The organism is Microbacterium sp. 13-71-7, assembly GCF_002257455.1.
In the GTDB taxonomy this organism is placed as follows: domain Bacteria; phylum Actinomycetota; class Actinomycetes; order Actinomycetales; family Microbacteriaceae; genus Microbacterium.
The window spans coordinates 1-18456 of record NZ_NCKN01000058.1; the positions used below are offsets into that span (position 1 = coordinate 1).

The window sequence follows — 18456 nt, forward strand, 5'->3', positions numbered from 1 at the left end:
CCCTTCCGAAGATCGGCGGGACCATGCCGTCGCGCGACATCGCGAACAGGATCCTGGTCTGGCCGTAGAGGGTGACGAGCGTGACGCTGAAGATCGAGATCACCGCGCCCGCCGCCAGCACCGTGCCGGGCCACGGGCTGCCCACGACATGGGCGAGGATCTCGGAGAGCCCCGCCTCCTGCCCGTCGAACTTCGCGGGCGCCTGCGCGCCGACCGAGACCAGGGCGACGCCGACGTAGAGCACGATCACGACCGCGAGCGCCAGCAGGATGGCGAGCGGCAGGTTGCGCTTGGGGTTCTTCGCCTCCTCGCCCGCGGTCGAGACCGCGTCGAGTCCGACGAAGGAGAAGAAGATCACTCCGGCGCCGGCCGCGATGCCGCCGATCCCGTAGGGGGCGAAGTTCGCGAAGTGGTCGGAGTTCCATCCGATCATCCCCACGGCGATGAAGAACAGCAGCACGGCGATCTTGATGCACACCATGACCGCGTTGGTGACGACCGACTCCTTGGTGCCGCGCACGAGCAGGACGGCGCAGAGCGCGACGAGGATCACCGCCGGCAGGTTGACGATGCCGCCCTCCTCCGGGGAGTTGCTGAGCGCGGCGGGCAGGTGCAGGCCGAACAGATTGCCGATGAGTTCGTTGACGTACTGCGACCAGCCCACGGCGACCGCGCCGGCGGAGACCGCGTACTCGAGCAGCAGGCAGGCGCCGACGACCATCGCGATGCCCTCGCCGAGGGTCGCGTACGCGTAGGAGTAGGTGGATCCCGAGACGGGCACCGCCCCGGCGAGCTCCGCGTAGCAGAGGGCGGTGAGGCCGGCGACGATGCCGGCGATCACGAACGACCAGACCACGGCGGGGCCGGCCAGCGGCACGGCCTGGGACATGATGAAGAAGATCCCCGTGCCGATCGTGCAGCTGATCCCGATCGCCATGAGCGGGAAGAGACCGATCGTGCGCCTCAGGGGGGAATCGCCTGCCTCCCGGGCGATGGGCTTGCGCCGGAGGAGCTGCTGGGCGATCGATGTCATGCGGGTACCTGTTCTTTCACGGGCGACGGCGTCACTGCACGTCGCAGGCCGGTTCGGGAGCGCGCATCGGCGGTTCCGATGCGCGTGGTCTTCGGTCGGATCGGGGCGTGCTGTGCCGGCGACTCGACGACGACGCGCACGCCGTCGACCAGCGCATCCGCCGCGCCGCGGACGTAGCCGCCGGGAGTCGCGGCGATCCCGCGCAGGAACGCGATCGTCTCCGCAGTGAGGATCTCGCCGGGCAGCACGTTGGGGATCCCCGGCGGGTAGGCGGCGAGCGAATCGGCCGAGACGCGGCCGACCGCGTCCTCGGCCGGGATGATCTCGGTGTGCGCGAACGCCGCGTCGCGCGGGCGCATCACGGCGGGGCCGGTCTTGGGCAGCGCGATCGAGCCGATCCCGCCGCGTGCGGCGAGATCGCCGACCGGCTGCAGTGCTTCGAGCGCGGCGACGAACCGGGCCGCATCGGGGGTGGTGCCGGGGCCGACGAACGCGACGATGCAGGATCCCGTCGAGATCTCGGTCATGATCCCGGCCGTGCGCAGGAGCTCCTCGCGCACGGTGTGGCCGTGCAGCCCCGCCGCTCCGACGTCGATCGACACCCGCAGCGGGTCGTGCGCCACGATGTCCGGGAAAGCGTCGAAGCCGTCGCTGACGATCGGGAAGCGGCCGGTCGCGCGCACGGCGTCGCGCAGTTCGGCGGCCGCGGCGAGCGATGCGGCGATGCGGTCGTGGCCGTCCTCCAGCGTCGCCCTGGCGAGGTCGAGCGAGGCGAGCAGCAGCGAGCTCGCGCTCGTGGACTGGGTGAACATGAAGGCGCGGTCGATGAGCGGCTCGAGCTCTTCCGCGTACGGCCCCTCGGCGAGGTGCAGCATCGCCGACTGGGTGAGGCTTCCGCCCATCTTGTGCGTCGAGGACACGACGAGGTCCGCGCCGAGCGCGATCGGGTGGGCGGGCAGCGCGGGGTGGAAGCCGAAGTGCGCCGCCCACGCCGCGTCCACGATCAGCGGGACGCCGGCCTCGTGGCAGACCGCGGCGATGCCCTCGACGTCGGCGACCGCGCCGAAGTAGCTCGGGCTGATGATGTACGCCGCCTTCGCGTCCACGCCCTCGAGCGCCTCGCGCATGGCGGCGGGCGTCACGCCGTGGTTGATCCCGTGGTGCTCGTCGATCGTCGGCGTCACGAAGCGGGGGTCGAGTCCGCCGAGGATGATGCCGTCGAAGAAGCTCGAGTGCGCGCTGCGCTGCGCGACCACGATCTCGTCCGGGGTGCGGAACGCGGCCAGGGCGAGCGCCGTCATCCGGTTCGCCTCGGATGCGCCGTTCGTGAGGAACCACGTGCGCCGCGCGCCCCACGCCCGCGCCGCGGCGGCGCGCGCCTCCTCGAGCGGGTTGTCGGATCCCTTGTCGATGCCGTCCAGGAGCGGCTCCACGTCGTAGCGCAGCACGTCGTCGCCGAAGAAGTCCGCGAGCAGCGGAGCGGCCGCAGGATCGGCGCTGTGCCCCGGGACGTTGAGGCGCTGCAGGTCGCGTGCGGCGAATCGGCGGATGGCGTCGGCGTAGGGCGTGGTTGTCGTCACGGATCGATTCTGGTGGCGAGGGATACGATGAGGAATGAAGACAATCCTTCATTGGTCAATACCCATTATGGAGCGACGATGCTCGATCTGCGGCAGCTCAGGGCCCTGCGCACGGTGGCCGACGAGGGGTCGGTCCTGCGCGCCGCGACCGCGCTGCAGTGGAGCCAGCCCACGGTGACCCATCACCTCCGCGGCCTCGAGCGCGAGCTCGGCGCGGCGGTGGTCACGAGCGGATCCGGAGGCACCCGCCTCACCGCGGTCGGCGAGGCGATGCTGCCGCACGCCATCGCGATCCTGGACCGCTCGGAGCGGGCGATCGACGAGGTCCACGAGCTGCTCGCCTCCGAGCGGCGACGGATCGCGATCGGCGTCTTCCCCTCCGCCGGCGCGCGGCTGCTGCCTCAGGTGGTGCGTGCGCTGCAGGAGGCGGGCTTCGAGCCGCTCGTCTCCGAGGCGGAGCTGGACCCGCTCATGGCGGCGGTCGTGGGCCTCCGCCTCGACGCGGCGATCGTCTACGACGCCCCGGGGCGTCCGACGATCCTGCCGCCGGGCTTCCGGATGATCCCCGTCCGGCAGGAGCACCTGGCGGTGATCGTGCCGCCCGCGCATCCCCTCGCCGGGCGCACCGGCGTGCCCCTCTCGGACCTCCGCGACGAGGGCTGGATCGCCGGTGCGACCGAGGCCGATCCGGTCGACGCGGCCCTCGCCCGTGCTGCGGAGCAGGCCGGTTTCACCCCGCGGATCGCGATGCGCAGCGACGACTACGCCGTGGTGGCGGCGTACGTCGCCGCCGAGTTCGGCGTCGCCCTGGTGCCGGAGCTGGCGCTGCCGGCGCATCTGGACGCCGTGGCCACGGTCGAGATCGCCGACGCCGTGTTCGAGCGGCGCATCTTCCTGGTGACAGCGCCGACCGTGGGCGCCGCCGCGCGGAGGGCGCTCGAAGGAGCGCTGCGCACGCCCGCCGGCGGGTAATCCCGGTCGACGTCGCTTGCAACCGCTCCGGAGCCGGAGCAGGGTGGAGCCGGGGGACATCCCTGCGTGGCCGGAGAGGGAGACATCGAGACATGGCAGTGCTGAAGGCGTTGCGACGGCAGCCGGTGATCCCCCTCGCGCTTCTCACGCTCGTCGCGGTCCTCGCGCTGAGTGCGGCCGGCCAGGGGCTGATCGCCCGATGGATCGCGACGATCGTCGTCGGCGGCTTCGTGCTGGGGACCCTCATCCAGATGATCCGGGAGATGCTGCGCGGCCGGTTCGGGCTGGACGTCCTCGCGATCGTCGCGATGGTCGCGACCCTCGCGGTCGGCGAGTACGTCGCCTCGCTCATCATCGTGCTGATGCTCTCCGGGGGCGAGGCGCTCGAGGACTTCGCGGCGCGCCGTGCCAAGCGCGAGCTGACCGCGCTGCTCGAGCGCTCGCCGCAGACCGCGCACGTCGTCACGACCGAGGGCGAGGGCGACGGCGAACTCGTCAGGGACGTGCCCGTCGACGAGGTCCGGATCGGCGACGTCCTGCTGATCCGTCCCTCCGAGATCGTCCCGGTGGACTGCGAGCTCCTGACCGAGGAGGTCTCCTTCGACGAGTCGTCGCTCACGGGCGAGAGCCTGCCCGTGGCGCGCACGGCGGGGGAGACCGTGCTCTCCGGGGCCGTCAACGGCACGCACATCGCGCGGGCGAGGGCCGTGCGGCGCAGCGCCGACAGCCAGTACCAGCAGATCCTCGCGCTCGTGCGGCAGGCGCAGGACTCGCGCGCTCCCGTCGTGCGGCTGGCCGACCGGTTCGCGATCCCGTTCACGGCGGTGTCGCTCCTGCTCGGCGGTCTCGCCTGGGCGCTCTCCGGCGAGGCGGTGAGGTTCGCCGAGGTGCTGGTGCTGGCGACGCCGTGCCCGCTGCTGATCGCCGCCCCCGTCGCGTTCCTCGGCGGACTGTCGAGGTCGGCGAAGGACGGGATCGTGCTCAAGGGCGGCGCGGTCGTCGAGACGCTCTCCCGGGTGCGCTCGGCCGCATTCGACAAGACGGGCACGCTCACCCGGGGCAGGCCGGCTCTCGTGGAGGTCCGGCCCGCGGCCGGGTTCACGGCCGAGGAGGTGCTGGGACTCGCCGCATCGGCGGAGCAGTACTCCTCGCACGCGCTCGCGGCGGGGATCCGTGCGGCGGCCCGCGACCGCGGCCTCGCACCGGAGACGGCCGAGGACGCGAGCGAGGTCGCGACCAACGGCGTGATGGCGCGCATCGGCGGCCGGACGGTGGTCGTGGGCAAGCCCGCGTACATCGCCTCGCTCGTGCCGGAGTTCGCGCGCACCGACCTCGCGGCGGGACAGGCCGCCGCCTACGTCGCGATCGACGGGCGCCACGCCGGAGCCCTGGTGCTGGCCGATGCGCCGCGCCCCGAGTCGCCGGGCGTGGTGGCCTGGCTCCGAGACCACGGGGTGGGGCAGATCGTGATGCTGACCGGCGACACGGCCGCGACGGCGGATCCGATCGCGGCGCAGGTCGGCATCGCCGAGGTGCACGCCGAGCTCCTGCCGGACGACAAGGTGCGGCTCGCCCGCGACCTGCGTCCGCGCCCGCTGATGATGGTCGGGGACGGCGTGAACGACGCCCCGGTGCTCGCCGCGTCCGATGTGGGGATCGCGATGGGCGCGAAGGGGGCGACCGCCGCCGGGGAGGCCGCCGACGCCGTCATCCTCGTGGACTCGCTCGCGAAGGTCGCGCACGCGGTGGAGATCGGGCGGCACACGGTGCGGGTCGCGCTCACCGCGATCTGGATCGGCATCGGGCTGAGCGTCGCGCTCATGATCGTCGCGATGACCGGGGTGATCCCCGCGGTCGTGGGCGCCCTCGTGCAGGAGCTCGTGGATCTCGCGACGATCCTGTACGCGCTGCGGGCGCTGCGCGGCCCGCTGACCCCGGAGCCCGCCTTCACGGGGCGGATCCAGGAACGGGCGATGACCGCAGGGCGTCCCGCAGTGCGCGGCTGAGCGCTCACCGAGGCGTGCCCGACCGGGGCCGGTGACCGCGGTCTGTCGAGGACGGCGCATCGGCTCCGACCACAGGGCATGACTCGCACAGACGAAGCAGTGACGGAAGGCGCACGGCAGGCGACGGCAGGGGCGCGCACCAGGACGGGCCCGCTCGCCGGCCCCAGGGAGTGGCTCGGTCTCGCGGTGCTCGCGGCCGCAGCGCTGATGACCGCGATCGACACGTCCGTGGTGCTGCTGGCGCTGCCCAGCATCGCGCAGGAACTGCACGCGGACGCGGTGCAGCAGCTCTGGATCGTGGACGGATACGGCTTCGTCTTCGCGGGGCTGCTCATCGCGTTCGGCGGTCTGGCCGATCGGCTGGGCCGGCGGCGCATGGCGATGCTGGGCGCGGCGGTGTTCGGTCTCGCATCGCTGACGGCGGCCTTCGCCCTCTCGCCCGAGATGCTGATCGGAGCGAGGGCCGTCATGGGAGTCGGGGCCGCCGCACTGGCTCCGTCCCTCTACGGTCTGCTGACCGGGCTCTTCCCCGACACCGGGCAGCGGGCGATTGCGATCGGCGTCTTCATGACCTGCCTCATGGGCGGGATGATCATCGGACCGGTGGTCGGCGGCGTCGCGCTGAGCCTGTGGTGGTGGGGCGCGGTGTTCCTGATCGCCGTCCCGGTCATGGCGCTCGTGCTCATCGCCTTCCCCCTTCTCGTCGCGGACGCCTCGGCCGTGCGCCTGCGGAGCGCGGGGCGCGGCATCGACGCGGCCAGCGTGCCGTTGTCCCTGCTGGCGGTGCTGCCGATCGTCTTCGGCATCAAGGAGGCGGCCCGCGCGGGCGACGCCGTCGTCGCGTTCGCGAGCGTCGCCATAGGGACGGTCTTCCTCGTCGTGTTCCTCCGGCGTCAGCGCGTCCTCGCCCGCAGTGCGGGGCGCGCGCCCCTGCTCGACCTCGCGATGTTCCGGCGCCGCGGGGTGTGCGTGGTGCTCCTCACGATGCTGCTCATGACGATGCTCACGGGTCCGCTGATGATGCTCGACACCCAGTACTTCCAGGCGGTCGCCGGGGCGGATCCGCTCGCGGCGGGCCTCCTCACCGTGCCTCCGGCCCTCACCGGCGCCGCGGGCTTCCTCACCATGCCGCTGCTCGCGAAGCGGATCCGGCCCGGCCTGATCATCGCCGTCGGTCTCGCGCTCTCCGCGGCCGGGCTCGTGCTGATGGCGCAGATCACGCCGGGAACGGGACCCTGGCCCCTCGTCGTCGGCTTCAGCATGGTGAGCTTCGGCACCTCCGCCCTTCCGACGCTCGGCACGAACGTGATCCTCGGCAGCGTGCCCGTCGAGGAGGCGTCGTCCGCCGCGTCCACGCAGGAGGCGAGCGGCCAGTTCGGCTACGCCCTCGGCATCGCCGTGGTCGGCAGTCTGACGACCGCCGTGTACCGCTTCCTCGTCGCGGGCGCTCCTGGCGTGGACGCCGCCGACCGCCGCACCCTGTCGGCCGGGATCGACGCGGCCCTCGGCGTCGCCGATCCCAGCGTGCGCGCGGTCGCGGGTGCGGCCTTCACCTCCTCACTGCAGGTCGCCGCCCTCGTCGCGGCCGTCGCGATGCTCGCGCTCGCCGGGGTCACCGCCGCGCGACTCCGGCACATCCCGGCGTTCGGCGCGCAGAATGATGTCGAGAACTGAGCATCGGCTCCGACCACGCATTGCGGCGGACATCGGGTCCCCCACGAACCGAAGGAGAACGACCATGAAGTACATGATCCTCATGCAGGTGCGGCAGGACGTGCTGGATGCGCTCACCGCCGAGCAGATGCAGGCGATCGGCGAGGGGCACCAGGCTTTCATCGACACCATCACCGCATCGGGCGAGATGCTCGGCACCGTCGCCCTCGCCGACCCCAGCCAGTCGAAGGTCGTGCGCGGCGCGGGCGGCTCGCCCGAGGTGGTGGACGGGCCCTTCGCCGAGACGAAGGAGTTCATGGGCGGGTACTACCTGATCGAGGTCGAGTCCGAGGAGCGAGCCGTCGAGCTCGCGCGGCAGATCCCGGACGCCGCGATCGACGGCCTCGCGCTGGAGGTCCGCCCCGTGATGTTCTCCGCCGGGACCGACGTGTGACCGATCGCGGTTACGAGGACCTGTGGCGCGGCAACGCGCCGCAGGTCCTCGCCGCGCTGCTGCGCCGCTACGGCGCCGCGCAGCTCGACCTGTGCGAGGACGCGGTGCAGGAGGCGCTCCTCGCCGCACACCAGCAGTGGCCGGCCGAGGGCGCCCCTGCGGATGCGAAGGGCTGGCTGCTGACCGTCGCCCGACGTCGCATGATCGACCGGATCCGCAGCGAGCACCAGCGGCGCGAGCGCGAGCACGCCTATGCCGACGCCTGGCGGCCCCTCGCCGAGGGCGAGGCGGCGCACACGGACGACAGCGTCGAGGTGCTCCGGCTGTGCTGCCACCCCGCGCTCACGACGCCCGCGCAGGTGGCGCTGACGCTGCGTGCCGTCGCCGGCCTGTCGACCGCGCAGATCGCCCGTGCGCACCTGCTGCCCGAGGCGACGATCGCGCAGCGGATCAGCAGGGCGAAGGTGCGGATCCGCGCGGCCGGGGCGGTCTTCCCCGAGCCCACGGACCCCGACGACCGCCTCGACCCGGTGCTCGCCGTCCTCTACGTCATGTTCACCGAGGGGCACACGGCCAGCGAGGGCGCCGACGTCAACGACGTGCGGCTCAGCGACGAGGCGATCCGCCTGGCCAGGATGCTGCACCGCGAACGCCCGGACGACGTCGAGGTCGCGGGTCTGCTCGCGCTCATGCTGCTCACCGACGCCCGCCGGGCCGCGCGGACCGGCGCCCGCGGCGAGCTGATCCCGCTCGACGAGCAGGACCGCCGGCAGTGGGACCGGGACAGGATCGTCGAGGGCACCGAGATCCTCGATGCCGCGCTCGCCGCCGGCCGCCACGGCCCCTACGCGATCCAGGCCGCGATCGCGGCGCTGCACGACGACGCGCCCAGCACCGGGACGACGGACTGGCCGCAGATCCTCGCCCTGTACCGCCTGCTCGAGCTGGAGACCGGCAACCCCGTCGCGACGATCAACCGCGCCGTGGCGCAGGCGATGGTGCACGGTCCGGAGTCGGGGCTGGCCGTGATCGACGGGATCGCGGACCCGAGGGTGCGCGGAGACCGTCGCAGGATCGCATCCGTGCGCGCGCATCTGCTGGAACGCGCGGAGCGCACCTCCGAGGCGATCGACGAGTACCTCGACGCGGCCCGCGCGACCCTCTCGCTCCCGGAGCGCGACTACCTGCGCGCCCGCGCGGCCAGGCTGCGGAGCGGAGCCGGGATCGAGGGGATCCGCCCGAGCGAGGGATCGTAGCCGACGGCGACGGCCGGCCACCAGCCCCTTCCCCGGGCGCCGGCGCCGCGGCACAGTCTTCCTTGCGGCGGCTCCATGCCGCCGGTGGGAGAGGAGACGCGGATGACCGGGCGACTCGACGGCGGTGCCGGGTGCCGCGCGGCCGCGGGATGACGCGCAGGGACGCGGGGTCGCGACTCGTCCGCGCCAGCCCCGACGCCGATCCCGGATTCCGGCGGAGACGATCCGGGTCCGGCTTCCGCTACGCGGACGCGCACGGTCACGCGGCGACCGACGAGGATCGCGAGCGGATCCGCGCCCTCGCGATCCCGCCCGCCTGGCAGGACGTCTGGATCGCCGCGGATCCCCGCGCCCACATCCAGGCGGTCGGCGTCGATGCGGCGGGGCGGCGGCAGTATCTGTACCACCCGCAGTGGCGGCAGCGCCGGGACCGGCGGAAGTTCCGCCGGGCGATGGCGCTCGCCACGGCGCTGCCGGGAGCGCGCGCCAGAGTCACGCGGACACTCGGGCAGGACGGTCCGCCCGATCGGGAGCGCGTGCTCGCGGCCGCGTTCCGGCTCCTGGACGACGCGGCGCCGCGCGTCGGCTCGCCGCGCTATCTCGTCCGGCACGGCAGCCGAGGCCTCACGACGCTGCGCTGTCGCGATGCCGTGGTCGACGGGACGACGACCACCCTCGCCTTCCCGGCCAAGAGCGGCCGGCGGATGCACCTCGAGATCGAGGATCCTGCGCTGTCGGCGGTGCTCTCCGATCTCGCGCAGGGGGCGGGCGCAGCCGCGCCCCTGCTCGCGTACCGCCGCGGACGACGCAGGATCGCGGTGACCGCCCGCGAGGTGAACGACTACGTCCGCGCCCTGACCGGCACGGCCTTCACGGCGAAGGACTTCCGCACCCTCCGCGGCACGATCGCGGCGGCGACCGCCCTCGCGGCCGCCGGCGTGCAGAGCGGCGCCGGCCGGCGGAAGCGGGCCGAGCGGGAGGCGGTCGAGGCGACCGCCGCCGCGCTCGGGAACACGCCGGCGGTCGCGCGGGGGAGCTACATCGATCCGCGCGTCTTCCGCCGCTACGCCGAGGGCCGGGTGCTCGACACGACGCTCACGCCGGAGTCCGCGATCCGGCGCCTGCTCGAGGGCTGACGATGGCCGTGCGGCTCGTCCGGCGTCCGGCCCCGTCGTTCCTCAGCCGACCCGCTGCGGATCGATCATGGTCATGCCCGCCACGGTCGCCCGGTCGAAACCGGGCAGCAGGGCCGCCGCCTCGTCGAGCCCGATCGTGCGCTCGATGAGGCGTTGCGGGGCCAGGAGCCCTGCGGCGATCAGATCCATCATCGCGGGGTAGTCGACGGCCGCCATCCCGTGGCTGCCGAGCAGGTCGAGCTCCCAGCCGATCACCCGCTCCATCGGCACGCGGGGGTGCCCGTCGATCGGCGGGAGCAGGCCGATCTGCACATGCCTGCCGCGCCGGCGCAGCCCGAGGATCGCGTCGGCGAGGGTCTGCTCGCTGCCGACGGCGTCGACGGAGACGTGGCTGCCTCCGCCGGTCAGCGCGGCGACGGCGGCCGGGATGTCGGTGCCGTCGGCGAGGAGCGTGTGCGCGGCGCCGGCCTCCTTCGCCACGGCGAGCGCCTCCGGATTGCGGTCCACCGCGATCACCCTCGCCCCGCGCGCCTTCGCGATCATGACGGCGCTGAGGCCGACGCCCCCGGCGCCGATCACGGTGACCCACTCGTCCTCGCGCACCTGGGCGCGCCCGACGAGCGCCCGGAACGCGGTCGCGAAGCGGCAGCCGAGGCTCGCCGCCGTGGCGAAGTCCACCTCGTCCGGGAGCGCGACGAGGTTCACATCGGCGGCGTGCAGCGCGACGACCTCGGCGAAGGATCCCCAGTGCGTGAAGCCCGGCTGCTGCTGGTCGGGGCAGACCTGCGCATTTCCGGACAGGCACCATTCGCAGCGCCCGCAGCCGCAGACGAAGGGCACCGTCACGCGGTCTCCCACCTGCCAGCGGGTCACCTGCGGCCCGACGGCGGCGATGGTTCCGGCCAGCTCGTGCCCCGGCACGTGCGGGAACGCGATGTCGTCGTGCCCCGCCCAGGCGTGCCAGTCGCTCCGGCACATGCCGGTCGCCCTCACCTGTACGAGCACCCCGTCGGCCGGGAGGTCGGGCTCCGGAACCTCACGCACCTCGGGCTGGGCACGGACCGCATCGAAGACCACTGCACGCATGACCTCATCCTGCCAGGCGCGCGGAGCTTCGTCACAGCTTGTTCACGCGGGGTGCGGATGACGAAACGGATCCGAAACATTGCACGCGTCGAAGCGAAACGCGCGAGTGACAGTCTGACCTCACCCGACGCCGCAGGAGCGTCCTGACAGAGAGGAGCGGCCCCCTCATGGATCAGGGAAACACCGCCTTCGTTTTGATCTGCGCGGCCCTCGTGCTCTTGATGACACCGGGTCTGGCATTCTTCTACGGCGGCCTCGTCAAGGCCAAGAGCGTGATCAGCATGATGATGATGAGCTTCGGCGCGATCGGTCTGATCGGCGTGCTGTGGGTCGTCTTCGGCTACGCGATCGCGTTCCCCAGCGGCAAGGGACTCATCGCCCCGTGGACGATCGACTGGTCGGCGATCGGCTTGAACAGCCTGCTCGAGGTGCCGAAGGGCGCAGCGTACCCGCCGCTCGCCTTCGTCGCGTTCCAGGCCACGTTCGCGATCATCACCGTCGCCCTCGTCTCCGGCGCGATCGCCGACCGGGCGAAGTTCGGATCCTGGATGATCTTCGCCGGGATCTGGGCGACCGTCGTCTACTTCCCCGTCGCGAGCTGGGTGTTCAACTTCGGCCTGAACAAGGACGGCAGCTACGCCTACGGCGGCTGGATCACCAAGGGCCTGCAGGACTGGCTCGGCGTCGGCGCGATCGACTTCGCGGGAGGAACCGCGGTGCACATCAATGCGGGAGCGGCCGGTCTCGCCCTCGCGCTGGTGCTCGGCCGCCGCATCGGCTTCCAGAAGGGCGCCGACGTGCCCCACAACCCGCCGTTCGTGCTCCTCGGCGCCGGTCTGCTGTGGTTCGGCTGGTTCGGCTTCAACGCCGGATCCGAGCTCGGCGCCGACGGCACCGCCTCCGTCGCCTTCGTGAACACGCTCGCCGCCCCCGCCGCGGCGCTGCTCAGCTGGCTGGTGATGGAGAAGATCCGCAACGGCAAGCCGACCTCGGTCGGCGCCGCATCGGGCGCCGTGGCCGGTCTCGTCGCGATCACCCCGGCCTGCGCGGCGCTCACGCCGATCTGGGCCGTCGTCCTCGGCATCGTCGCCGGCGTGGTCTGCCAGCTGGCCGTCGATCTGAAGTTCAAGCTCGGCTTCGACGACTCGCTCGACGTCGTCGGGATCCACCTCATCGGCGGCATCGTCGGCACGCTCTACCTGGGCATCTTCGCCAACTCGACCGGCCTGATCTACAGCGGCAGCTTCGCGCAGCTCGCGGCGCAGGCGGTCGCGGCGCTCTCGGTGCTCGTGTACTCGTTCGTGCTGGCCTTCGGCATCGGCTTCCTGATCGAGAAGGTGATCGGGTTCCGCGTCAAGGACGAGGACGAGATCGCCGGACTCGACACGGTGGTGCACGGCGAAGAGGGCTATGTCCTCATCGGCGCGCGGGTCTGAGCCGGTGAACCCCGTCTCCCTCGCGGCGAGCCCCGCCCCGGCCGAGCTCCTGCAGCTGCGGAGCCTGCCGAGGCGCGGTCTCGCCGCGGGAGGCGGGCACGTCCGCGAGATCTGCGGACGGCGCGGCGCGAACGGCGAACTGCACTGGACCCTGCAACTGGTCGAGCTGCGGGGCCCGGTGGGCATCCTGCACCTGCCGCACGAGGCGACGCACGTCCTCGCCGGGATCGGCGGACCGCAGGTCGAGGTCGGCCCGGGGGCGTCGGTGGGGTTGCGCAAGGAGCGCGTGCTGCGTCACACCGATCCCCTTCTGGAGCTGCGCCGGCCCCGGCTCAGGGCCGCGGAGCTGAGCCGCATCCTCGTCCTGTCCACGGTGACCTCGCGGGCGCGGCCGGCGCTGGTCTTCGCGGATCTGCACGGATCTTCAGTCCTGCCCGATGCGGTGCGCGCGATCGTCGTGCGCTCGGGGCGGGTGAGCACGGGGGGCAGCACGGCAGCGGCGATGGAGGCGCTGGTACTGCCGCCCGCGACGACGGGCGACAGCGCAGTCGGCCGCGGACCCGGGATCGTCGCGGAGGACGCCCGGGTCCTCATGGTCGTCGGCTGACCTCCGCGGGGCGTCAGCCGCCCAGCGCGGCGACGACCGCGAGGTGGTCGCTGGCGCCGGCCGCTGCCGTCCGCCCCGAACCAGAGGGGTAGCCGCGCTGGAAGACGTGGTCGATCCGCACCGCGGGGAACGACGCGGGCCAGGTGAACGACGGGCCGATCCCGCCGAATCGCACCTCGCCGAGGGCATCGGCGATCGGGGCGAGGGCGGGATCCGTCGACACCGCGTTGAAGTCGCCGAGGGCGATCACGCGAGGACTGCGGTCGCCGCGGATCCGCTCGCCCAGCGCGGAGAGCATGCCGTCCCTGGCGCTCTGCTCCCCGGGCCGCAGCGAGGCCGCGTGCACTACGTACACGCTCACGGCGCCGCCGGGCGCATCGACCTCGACGCGCAGCGCGCGCTTCCAGCCGAGCCCGAGATCGAGCGCCTCCTCGTCGAGGATCGGGTAGCGGCTCCACACCCCGACCGTGCCCACGCGGTAGGCGTGGGGGTAGGCGTCGGCGAGCTCGTCCGCGATCGCCGATCCGGATTCGGCGTCGAGTTCCGTGAACGCGAGGATCCCCGCCCCCTCCTCGGCGAGGGCGCGCGCGGACGCGGCTCCGGTGCCGGATCCGGCCTCGACGTTCTGCGTCGCGATCAGCAGCCCGCGGCCCGCGGCGGACGGATCGCCCTGCCACGGCACCGGGAGGAACCCCCACAGCGCCACGGTCCAGGCGACCAGCGGCACCGCGGCGATCCACGCCGTGCGCGGCCGGATCAGCAGGGCGGCGACCACGAGCGGGACCAGGGCGAACCCCAGCCATGGCAGGATGACGGCGATCCCGGTCCCGACGAGGCCCGGGATCCCGCCGAGCAGCACGAGCGCGGTGAGTGCGGCGGTGATCAGCAGGACCGCGATCACGGCGCCGCGGCGAGGCAGCGCGCGCCTCGCGCCGACCTGCTCCCTCGTCGTCTGGCTCACGGATCCATCCTTCCGGTCCCGGTCTGGGGAACCGCTGACGGTCGGCCCAGGGCTCTGTCGGTCCCGCCCGGCACAATGGGGCAGAGCCGATCGTCGAGGGGAGCGCCATGGATCCGTTCTGGGACCCGCGCAGCCGCCGACGCCGGCAGCAGCCCGTGGTCGCGGTGCATCCCGCCGACGACGCGCCTGCTGCCGGCCGCACCTGGCCGCTGAGCATCCCCGCGGTCGCGCAGGTGCTCCGGGAAGGACTCGACCTGGATCCCGGCGTGACCTTCGTCGTCGGAGAGAACGGGAGCGGCAAATCGACGCTGGTCGAGGGCGTCGCGATCGCCTACGGACTCTCGCCGGAGGGCGGATCCCGCCAGGCCAGGCACAGCACGCGTCCGACCGAGTCGCCGCTCTCGGACTGGCTCCGCATCCAGCGCGGCGTGGGCGCGAACCGGTGGGGGTTCTTCCTGCGCGCCGAGACGATGCACTCGTTCTACACGTACCTCGAGGAGAACCCCTCGCTCGGCCGGCCCGACATCCCCTTCCACGAGATGAGCCACGGCGAGTCCTTCCTCGCGCTGCTCGGCGACCGGTTCCAGGATCCGGGCTTCTACTGCCTCGACGAGCCGGAGGCGGCGCTCTCGTTCTCCTCGACCCTGAGCCTCATCGCGGTGCTGCGCCGGATCGCGGAGGAAGGCGGGCAGGTGCTCTGCGCGACGCATTCGCCGGTGCTCGCGGCGCTGCCCGGCGCGAAAATCCTCGAGGTCGGGGAGTGGGGGCTCCGCCCGGCCTTCTGGGAGGATCTGGAGCTCGTGCGGCACTGGCGCTCGTTCCTCGACGAGCCTGGTCGCTACACCCGGCACCTCCTGGACTGAGGGCTCGGCTCCCCGATGAGACTGAGGGCTCGCCGGAGCGACGGTCAGTCCGCGGCGCGCACCCCGACGAGGAATCCGTCGAGGTTCCTCACGTGCGCGCGGACGCTCTGCTCCGCCTCGGCGGCGACCGCGACGGCGTCGCCGGTGGTCGTGATGACGGCATCGCCCTCGAGTCGGTGGCCGACCCAGCGCAGACGCACGCGCTCGACCCCGGTGATCCCTTCGACGTGCTCCAGGGCGTGCGCGGCCTGCTCCACGAGCGCCGGCTCCACGCCGTCGAGCAGCCGTCGGCCGATGCTGCGCACGGTGCCGATGAGCAGCACGAAGATGGCGACCGAGATGAGCGCGCCCACGATCGGATCCGCCAGCGGGAACCCTGCAAGCACTCCGAGTCCGCCGATGACGACCGCGAGCGAGGTGAAGCCGTCGGTGCGGGCGTGCACGCCGTCCGCGACGAGCGCCGCGGATCCGATGCGGCGGCCCACGCGGATCCGGTAGATCGCGACGGCCTCGTTGCCGAGGAATCCGATCACGCCGGCGACGATGACCCAGCCGACGTTGTGGAGGGGCTGCGGGTTCAGGATCCGCTCGATCGACTGCCAGGCGGCGACGACCGCGGAAAGCAGCACCACGAACACGATGAACAGGCCGGCGAGGTCCTCGGCGCGCCCGAACCCGTACGTGTAGCGGCGCGTCGCGGCACGGCGCCCGAGCAGGAACGCGATCCAGAGCGGGACCGCGGTGAGCGCGTCGGAGAAGTTGTGCACGGTGTCGGCGAGCAGGGCGACGGATCCGCTGAGGAAGAAGACGACGGCCTGCAGGATCGTGGTGACCAACAGGATGACCAGGCTGAGCTTGAGCGCGCGGATGCCGGCGCTCGAGGCCTCCATGGCGTCATCGATCGCATCCGCCGCGTCATGCGTGTGCGGCACGAACAGCCCGTGGAGCACGCCCCGGAAGCCGGTGGGGTGGTCGTGGTCGTGGTCGTGGTGGTCGTGGTGGTCGTGCGGGTGGTCGTGCATCACGAGTCCTGGTCGGCGTGGTGATGGCGGGGAGTGCCGCCGAGCGAGTGCTCGGCCTGGAAGATCGCGTCGGCGACGAGTCGCGAGGCGTGCTCGTTCTCGAGCCGGTAGAACACGCGCTGACCGTCCTGCCTGGTCGAGACGATGCGGGCCAGGCGCAGCTTCGCGAGGTGCTGGGAGACCGCAGCCGGTGACTTGTCGACGATGTCGGCGAGGTGGTTGACGGAGAGCTCCCCGGCCTCGCCGAGCGCGAGCACGATCCGCACGCGGGTCGCGTCCGCGAGCATCGAGAACACTTCGACGGCCAGTTCGACGTAGGAGCTGTCCGGCGAGTATCCGCATGCCTGCTTATCTGCACTCATACGCAGATGCTATCAGGAAGGGTGACCGCGCAGGGCGTGCACCGCCTCGCGGACGGCGTAGAACACGATGACGAGTCCTGCGACGGGATCGGCCCACCACAGGCCGAAGAGGGCGTTCAGGAGGATGCCGGCGAGAACCGCTGCGGCGAGGATCCCGTCGACCAGGGTCACCCTGCCCTCCGTGAGCAGGACGGGATCGCGCAGAGCGCGCCCGACCCGGTGCTTGCCGAAGGCGAGGAGGAACATGACGGCGGCGGTGAGTGCGGTCCACCAGATCCCTCCCGGCAGCGGCGTCGCGCGGTGGCCGGACGCGAGCGCGACGACCGCCTGGACGAGCAGGTAGGCCGCGAGCAGCCCGAACGCGATTCCGATGAGGCGGAGGGCGAGGTGCTGACGGCGCTCATCCGTGCCGGTCAGCTCCCAGATGACCACCGTGGAGGCGCCGATCTCGATGAGGCTGTCCAGACCGAACCCGAGCAGCGCGACCGACCCGGATCGGGAGGCCAGGACCGCGAGCAGGACGACCCCGACCGCGTTCCAGGCCAGGGTGACGATCTCCAGCACGATGCCGGCGCGGCGGAGGCGGTCGCGGTCTGCGGGCACGGCCTGACGGTAGGGGCGGATCCGATGAAGGCGCTGTGTACGGCGGCGTCGGCGCGTCGCGATCGTCGGTTGTCCGGGAGGGCGTCCCGCTAGGGTGGCGAAGACGGATCGGGGGTGCGATGGATACGGGCATGGGACGACGGCTGCTCGGCGGAGGGGCGCTTGCAGCCTTGTGGCTGCTGTGCGGATGGCTGCCGTACCTTCTATCGGCGGCAGGAGGATCGCTGACGACGCTCGGACAGATCGTGCCCTCGCCGATGAACGGACGGTTCTTCGGCGCTCCTCCGGGATGGGCGATCCTGCTGCATGCCGTCGCCGTGCTCCTCGTGGGCGGCGCCTACGTCCTCGCGATCATGTTGCTGGACCGGCGCGGTGCGCGCACGTTCCTCTCGGCGTGGCTGGCGGCGGTGATCGTCGGATTCGCGGTCGGCGGCGTGCTCGATCTCGGTGCGATGGCCGAGGCCGTCTCCTGGGGCGGATTCCGGACAGCTCTCGGGGCGACGGGCTCGACGATGCTCGCGGTGTTCTGGGCTTTCGCCGTCGGCTGGATCCCCGCGATCGTCGTGCGACAGCGGTCCTCCCACGAGGGGCGGCGGAGTGCCCCGGCGACGCGCGTCGTCGTCGTGCTGGGAGCTGCCGTCGTGGTGCTCGCGGCAGCACTGCCCGCGGTTTCGGCGGGAGCGAACGATGCCGCACAGCAGGCCATCGCCGCCGATCGCGCATCGACCCCGTCCGATCCCGATGGCGCCGCCGCGCCGGATCTCGCAGCGCCCGGTATCGCTGTACCGACGGTCGCCCCCTCCGCGGACCCTGCCGGACCCGATTCCTGCACAGCGGAGCAGCTGGAGCTCCTCGCTCCGCCTGTGGATGGAGCGACCGGGCACCGGCTGCAGTCGCTGCAGGCGATCAACGTCTCCGAGAAGGAGTGCGTGCTGAACGGGTATCCCGACGTGGCGTTCGGCGACCAGAACGGGCACGTCATCGACGTGGAGCTGCAGCGCGGGAGCTCCTTCATGGCGTCCGATCCGGGCGCGGCGCCCGTGACGCTCGCGCCGGGAGCATCCGCGAAGGCGGGGATCGCATGGGACGCGAACTCGACCCAGGGGCAGCTGGTGGCGCGCAGCCTGCACGCGGCGGTCCGCGTCGGGGAGAAGCGTCACATCTGGACGAACCACTTCGACGTGGTGCCCGGCACCGAACTCCACCTCACGGCATGGCAGGCGGACCAGGCCGTCGGCTGAGGAGCAGCATCGTGAAGGCGCGCGCGGATCAGGGCACGCCCCGTCAGAGCGCGTACGCGAGCTTGTCAGGGTTGCGCACAAGGGCGCCGCGAGGTGCGACAGGAGTGCCACGATCCGCACACGATGCGACGATCTGCACAGGCGATCCCGGGATCCGTGCGCGGATCGTCGCGGGGTGTGCAGAT

Annotated in this window: 17 protein-coding genes; 10 read left to right on the forward strand and 7 right to left on the reverse strand. The window is 72.4% G+C overall.

Annotated features, from left to right (window positions below; genetic code table 11):
• Positions 1–1033: amino acid permease (locus B7X32_RS07790; protein WP_292718263.1), on the reverse strand; the 1033-nt coding region annotated here is incomplete at its 3' end.
• Entirely contained in the window at positions 1030–2613 is a 1584-nt protein-coding gene (locus B7X32_RS07795) for an aminotransferase class V-fold PLP-dependent enzyme (RefSeq protein ID WP_292718265.1), read from the reverse strand. The genes B7X32_RS07795 and B7X32_RS07790, both read right to left, overlap by 4 nt.
• Before the next feature lie 78 nt (positions 2614–2691).
• Between B7X32_RS07795 and B7X32_RS07800 the strand changes: the two genes are divergently transcribed.
• The 6 genes from B7X32_RS07800 to B7X32_RS07825 all read left to right on the forward strand — a co-directional run bounded on the left by B7X32_RS07800 (position 2692) and on the right by B7X32_RS07825 (position 10090).
• Positions 2692–3585 carry a LysR family transcriptional regulator gene (locus B7X32_RS07800; RefSeq protein WP_292718267.1) on the forward strand — a complete coding sequence of 298 codons (894 nt, stop codon included), beginning with the start codon at positions 2692–2694 and terminating at the stop codon, positions 3583–3585.
• A gap of 92 nt (positions 3586–3677) precedes the next feature.
• Entirely contained in the window at positions 3678–5591 is a 1914-nt protein-coding gene (locus B7X32_RS07805; RefSeq protein ID WP_292718269.1) for a heavy metal translocating P-type ATPase, read from the forward strand.
• 78 nt (positions 5592–5669) lie between these two features.
• The gene (locus B7X32_RS07810) at positions 5670–7265 is read left to right on the forward strand and encodes an MFS transporter (protein WP_292718271.1); all 1596 of its coding nucleotides are present in this window, start codon (positions 5670–5672) and stop codon (positions 7263–7265) included.
• Positions 7266–7329: 64 nt separating this feature from the next.
• Positions 7330–7698: a YciI family protein gene (locus tag B7X32_RS07815; protein ID WP_292718274.1), complete on the forward strand. Its 369-nt coding sequence runs from the start codon at positions 7330–7332 to the stop codon at positions 7696–7698.
• Entirely contained in the window at positions 7695–8954 is a 1260-nt protein-coding gene (locus B7X32_RS07820) for a sigma-70 family RNA polymerase sigma factor (protein WP_292718277.1), read from the forward strand. Before B7X32_RS07815 ends, B7X32_RS07820 begins: the two co-directional genes overlap by 4 nt.
• 149 nt (positions 8955–9103) lie before the next feature.
• Positions 9104–10090, forward strand: coding sequence for a DNA topoisomerase IB (locus B7X32_RS07825; protein WP_292718279.1), 987 nt, complete (start codon positions 9104–9106; stop codon positions 10088–10090).
• Between the two features lie 42 nt (positions 10091–10132).
• On the opposite strand, the gene B7X32_RS07830 is transcribed toward B7X32_RS07825, so the two are convergent.
• A complete protein-coding gene (locus B7X32_RS07830) occupies positions 10133–11176 on the reverse strand; it encodes a zinc-dependent alcohol dehydrogenase family protein (protein ID WP_292718281.1) in 1044 nt (347 codons plus the stop codon).
• Positions 11177–11343: 167 nt separating this feature from the next.
• Between B7X32_RS07830 and B7X32_RS07835 the strand changes: the two genes are divergently transcribed.
• Entirely contained in the window at positions 11344–12612 is a 1269-nt protein-coding gene (locus B7X32_RS07835) for an ammonium transporter (protein WP_292718283.1), read from the forward strand.
• Positions 12613–12616: 4 nt separating this feature from the next.
• Positions 12617–13219: a hypothetical protein gene (locus B7X32_RS07840; RefSeq protein WP_292718285.1), complete on the forward strand. Its 603-nt coding sequence runs from the start codon at positions 12617–12619 to the stop codon at positions 13217–13219.
• 13 nt (positions 13220–13232) lie between these two features.
• Here B7X32_RS07840 and B7X32_RS07845 read toward each other — a convergent pair whose 3' ends face one another.
• Positions 13233–14180, reverse strand: a complete 948-nt coding sequence (locus B7X32_RS07845) for an endonuclease/exonuclease/phosphatase family protein (RefSeq protein ID WP_292718287.1) — start codon at positions 14178–14180, stop codon at positions 13233–13235.
• 107 nt (positions 14181–14287) lie between these two features.
• On the opposite strand from B7X32_RS07845, the gene B7X32_RS07850 reads away from it, so the two are divergent.
• Positions 14288–15043 (forward strand): AAA family ATPase, encoded by a 756-nt coding sequence (locus tag B7X32_RS07850; RefSeq protein WP_292718289.1) that lies wholly within the window; start codon positions 14288–14290, stop codon positions 15041–15043.
• 44 nt (positions 15044–15087) lie between these two features.
• Here B7X32_RS07850 and B7X32_RS07855 read toward each other — a convergent pair whose 3' ends face one another.
• From B7X32_RS07855 to B7X32_RS07865, 3 genes are read right to left on the reverse strand one after another with little or no spacing between them, the layout of a single operon-like run.
• Positions 15088–16065, reverse strand: coding sequence for a cation diffusion facilitator family transporter (locus tag B7X32_RS07855; RefSeq protein ID WP_292718291.1), 978 nt, complete (start codon positions 16063–16065; stop codon positions 15088–15090).
• The gene (locus B7X32_RS07860) at positions 16065–16427 is read right to left on the reverse strand and encodes a metalloregulator ArsR/SmtB family transcription factor (RefSeq protein WP_045272807.1); all 363 of its coding nucleotides are present in this window, start codon (positions 16425–16427) and stop codon (positions 16065–16067) included. The genes B7X32_RS07855 and B7X32_RS07860 overlap by 1 nt, the downstream gene beginning before the upstream one ends.
• Positions 16428–16439: 12 nt before the next feature.
• Positions 16440–17030 (reverse strand): cation transporter, encoded by a 591-nt coding sequence (locus B7X32_RS07865; RefSeq protein WP_292718295.1) that lies wholly within the window; start codon positions 17028–17030, stop codon positions 16440–16442.
• A gap of 131 nt (positions 17031–17161) precedes the next feature.
• Here B7X32_RS07865 and B7X32_RS07870 point away from each other — a divergent pair, with 131 nt between their 5' ends.
• The gene (locus B7X32_RS07870; RefSeq protein WP_292718297.1) at positions 17162–18271 is read left to right on the forward strand and encodes a DUF4232 domain-containing protein; all 1110 of its coding nucleotides are present in this window, start codon (positions 17162–17164) and stop codon (positions 18269–18271) included.
• Positions 18272–18456: the final 185 nt, after the last annotated feature.